At 69.4% G+C, this 4,070-nt stretch carries 4 protein-coding genes; 2 read left to right on the top strand and 2 right to left on the bottom strand.

Features of this window, described 5'->3' with window-relative positions; genetic code table 11:
- Positions 1 to 133: 133 nt before the first annotated feature.
- Positions 134 to 1,492, bottom strand: a complete 1,359-nt coding sequence (locus AC1D2K_RS31205; RefSeq protein ID WP_478093872.1) for a GTP cyclohydrolase II — start codon at positions 1,490 to 1,492, stop codon at positions 134 to 136.
- A gap of 188 nt (positions 1,493 to 1,680) precedes the next feature.
- Here AC1D2K_RS31205 and AC1D2K_RS31200 point away from each other — a divergent pair, with 188 nt between their 5' ends.
- Positions 1,681 to 2,232, top strand: coding sequence for a sigma-70 family RNA polymerase sigma factor (locus AC1D2K_RS31200; RefSeq protein ID WP_478093870.1), 552 nt, complete (start codon positions 1,681 to 1,683; stop codon positions 2,230 to 2,232).
- Complete coding sequence (locus AC1D2K_RS31195) at positions 2,229 to 2,870, top strand: NrsF family protein (RefSeq protein WP_478093869.1); 642 nt, start codon at positions 2,229 to 2,231, stop codon at positions 2,868 to 2,870. The genes AC1D2K_RS31200 and AC1D2K_RS31195 overlap by 4 nt, the downstream gene beginning before the upstream one ends.
- A gap of 21 nt (positions 2,871 to 2,891) precedes the next feature.
- On the opposite strand, the gene AC1D2K_RS31190 is transcribed toward AC1D2K_RS31195, so the two are convergent.
- Positions 2,892 to 4,070, bottom strand: a 1,179-nt coding sequence (locus tag AC1D2K_RS31190) for a helicase HerA-like domain-containing protein (RefSeq protein WP_478093868.1), incomplete at its 5' end; no start/stop codon positions are given.

Below are 4,070 nucleotides of genomic sequence, written 5' to 3'. Positions count from 1 at the left end.
GCCTTCGGCGTCGGCGCTGCGCACGCCGGGGTTGGCGGTCGGGCGCTCCGGGTCCATTCCGTAGTTGTTGCCGCTCATTGGATGACCTCCGCGCTTCGCACTCCGGTATTCGCCTTGGGAGCGGCCCGGCGGCTCATTGATCCAGCCCCCGCCCCTTGGCTTTCTTGAGTTCCTCGGCGTCCGGCACGGCGCCGGGCGTGAAATAGCCGGCCGCCATCTTGGCGTCCATCTCGACCCGGGCGTCGGCCGGGATCAGTGCGTCGGGAATGTTGACCCGGGTGCCGATCTCGATGCCCGAGCCGGTGATGGCGTCGAACTTCATGTTGCTCATCGACACCAGCCGGTGGATCTTGCGGATGCCGAGCCAGTGGAAGACGTCGGGCATCAGTTCCTGGAAGCGCATGTCCTGCACGCCGGCCACGCACTCGGTGCGGGCGAAATACTGGTCCGCGGTGTCGCCGCCGACCTGCCGCTTGCGGGCGTTGTAGACCAGGAACTTGGTGACCTCGCCGAGCGCCCGGCCTTCCTTGCGCGAGTAGGCGATCAGGCCGACGCCGCCGCGCTGGGCGCCCTGGATGCACTCCTCGATCGCGTGCGTGAGGTAGGGGCGGCAGGTGCAGATGTCGGAGCCGAAGACGTCGGACCCGTTGCACTCGTCGTGAATGCGTGCGGTGAGTTCGACCTCGGGGTTGGCCAGGTCGCGCGGGTTGCCGAAGATATAGAGGGTCTGGCCGCCGATCGGCGGCAGGAAGACCTCGAGGTCGGAGCGGGTCACGAGCTCCGGGTACATGCCGCCGGTCTCTTCGAACAGCACCCGGCGCAGTTCGGTTTCGGAGCAGCCGAAGCGCTGGGCGACCGCGGGCAGGTGCCAGACGGGTTCGACCGCGGCCTTGGTGACCATGGCGGCGCCGCCCGCCGTCAGGAACTTGCCGTCGGCCTTCAGGCGCCCGCTGTGCAGCGCCTCGATCACCTCGGGCAGGATGACRTGCGCCTTGGTGATCGCGATGGTCGGGCGGATGTCGTAGCCGGCCGCGAGTTCGGCCGAGAACGCGTCGGCAACCACGGCCCCCCAGGGATCGAGCGAGACGATCCGGCCGGGTTCGCTCCATTGGGGATAGGGGCCGATCGCATCGGTCGGCGAGGTGTTGGTCAGGTCGGCCTTGTGGTGCGGCGACAGGGCGCCGGCGGCGACGGCCAGCGCGCGATAGACGCTGTAGGAACCGCTGTGGGTGCCGATGACGTTGCGATGGGCGCGCTTGCTGGTGGTGCCGACCACCGGGCCGCGCTCGGCCGCGGTCGCGGCGCCCCACTGGATCGGCAGAGCGCCGAAGCCGCCGGCGTGAGAGGTCAGGCGGATGTGGCTGCGCTGGGAGGGCGTGCCGGAAAGGGGCGGCGAGAGCGCCGTCGGCTCGTTCGGTGCCGCGTCGGAGGAGGGCTGGGAAGCGGTGGCAAGAGAGGAGGCAGGAGGAGTCGGAACGGTGTCAACAGACATTGCAGGCCCTCAAAAAACACAATGTACCGATGGCTTCCCGAACTGGCAAGCCGGTGCATACGCCATTTGCCGACAACGGGCGGGTCCGTGCTGCGATCCGGCGCGCACGGCACAATCCGGCGGACTCGATTTCTTGACTGCGCCTGTAACCGGCGCGAACCGGCGCACGAATGACCAAGGGAAGCCCGATGGCGAAGAGCGAAGCGGAGCTGYGGCTGCACGACCTGTTCGTGCGCGGGCTCGCCGGCGACGCGGCCAGCTATCGGGCGTTCCTGCAGCAGCTCGCCTTGCACCTGCGCGCGTTCCTGGGTCGGCGCCTGTTCGGCTGGCCCGATGAGGTGGAGGATCTGGTCCAGGAATGCCTTCTCGCCATGCACAACCAGCGCCACACCTACCAAACCGACCAGCCCCTGACCGCCTGGGTGCACGCGATCGCGCGCTACAAGATGATCGACCTGCTGCGCGCCAAGGCCGGGCGCGAGGCGCTGCACGAGCCGCTGGACGACGACCTGGCCGTGTTCGCCGATTCGGCGACCGAGGCCAGCGATGCGCGGCGTGACCTGTCCGGGTTGCTCGCGACGCTGCCGGACCGCCATCGGCTGCCGATCGTCCACACCAAGCTCGAAGGCCTGTCGGTGGCCGAGACGGCACGCTTGACCGGCATGTCGGAATCGGCGGTCAAGATCGGCGTCCATCGCGGGCTGAAGGCGCTGGCGCAGAAGATCAGGGAGGCGCGATGAGAACCGACCAGCTCATCGCCATGCTGGCCGAAGACGCGGCGCCGGTGCCGCGGCGAGCGGTGTCGCGCCGGTTGCTGGTGGCGCTCGCGATCGGGTTGCCCGTTTCCATTGCCTGGATGGTGATGGAGTACGGGGTTCGCCGCGACCTGGTCCAGGCCATGTTCTGGCCGATGTTCTGGGTCCGACTGCTGTTCGGCGCCGGCATCGCGCTGGCTGGATTCGTGGTCGTGCAGCGCCTTGCGCGTCCGGGTGCGCGGGTGCGAGGCGCCTGGCTCGGGCTCGCGGCGCCGGTGCTGCTGATCTGGGCACTCGCGCTGCTGGCGCTGCTGTCGGCGCCGATGGAAGAACGCGCGGCGCTGGTCTGGGGTCAGACCTGGCGCAGCTGTGCGGTCGACATCGGCGTGGTTTCGCTGCCGGTGTTCGCGGCCTTGCTGTGGGCCCTCAAGGGCCTCGCGCCGACCCGGCCGGCGCTGGCCGGCGCCGCGGCTGGTGCGCTGGCCGGGGGCGCCGGCGCGATGGTGTATGCCTTTCACTGCCCGGAGCTCGCGGCACCCTACATCGCGGTCTGGTATGTCGCGGGCATCGCGCTGCCGGTGGTGGCCGGTGCGCTGATCGGGCCCCGGCTGCTGCGCTGGTGACCCCCCGGCGCCGGCCGCAGGCTAGCGTCGGGTCTTGGAGCCGAAGATGCCGCCGAGCACGCCGCGCAGGATTTCCCGGCCCACCGTGGTGCCCATGGTGCGCACGGCCGACTTCGCCATGGTCTGCGCCAGGCCGTCGTGCTTGCCGCCGCGCGGGCCCGTGGAGCCGAACAGGATCTCGTTGAGGCTGCCCATCATGCCGCCCGTGTCCGGTGCCGCCGAGGCGGCGCCGGGCTTGCCGGCCGGCGCGTCGGGTGCGGTCTCGGCGCGGCCCTTGAGCTTCTCGTAGGCCGATTCGCGGTCGACCGACTTCTCGTAGACCCCCGCCACCAGCGAACTGGCGATCAGCGCCTGCCGCTGGGCCGGCGTGATCGGGCCGATCTGGCTGCCCGGCGGCAGCACGTAGACCCGCTCGGTGATGGTCGGGCGGCCCTTGTCGTCGAGGAAGCTCACCAGCGCCTCGCCGACCGCGAGTTCGGTGATTGCCGCCTCGATGTCCAGGCCCGGCTTCTGCCGCATGGTGGTGGCGGTCGCCTTGACCGCCTTCTGGTCGCGCGGCGTGAAGGCCCGCAAGGCATGCTGGACCCTGTTGCCGAGCTGGGCCAGGACGGAATCGGGGATGTCCAGCGGGTTCTGCGTCACGAAGAACACGCCCACGCCCTTGGAGCGCACCAGCCGCACCACCAGCTCGATGCGCTCGACCAGCGCCTTGGGCGCTTCGTTGAAGAGCAGGTGGGCCTCGTCGAAGAAGAACACCAGCTTCGGCTGTTCCGGGTCGCCGATCTCGGGCAACTGCTCGAACAGCTCCGACAGCAGCCACAGCAGGAAGGTGGCATAGAGGCGCGGCGAGTTCATCAGCTTGTCGGCCGCGAGGATGTTGACCACCCCCTTGCCGCCCTCGGTCTGCATGAAGTCGGCGATGTTGAGCATCGGCTCGCCGAAGAACTTGTCGCCGCCCTGGGTCTCGATCTGCAGCAGGCCGCGCTGGATCGCGCCGACGCTGGCGGCGCTGATGTTGCCGTATTCGGTCGTGAACTGGCTGGCGTTCTCGCCGACGTGCTGCAGCATCGCCCGCAGATCCTTCAGGTCGAGCAGCAGCAGGCCGTTGTCGTCGGCGATCTTGAACACCAGGTTCAGCACGCCGGACTGCGTTTCGTTCAGGTTGAGCATGCGGCCCAGCAGCAGCGGGCCCATGTCGGA

The organism is Variovorax sp. P1_H12_2 (assembly GCF_056405335.1).
This window is presented reverse-complemented; position numbering and strand designations above follow the sequence as displayed.

Excerpts from the sequence above, each read along its gene's own strand:
- AC1D2K_RS31195 (WP_478093869.1), top strand. The coding sequence starts at position 2,229 with ATGAGAACCGACCAGCTCATCGCCATGCTGGCCGAAGACGCGGCGCCG.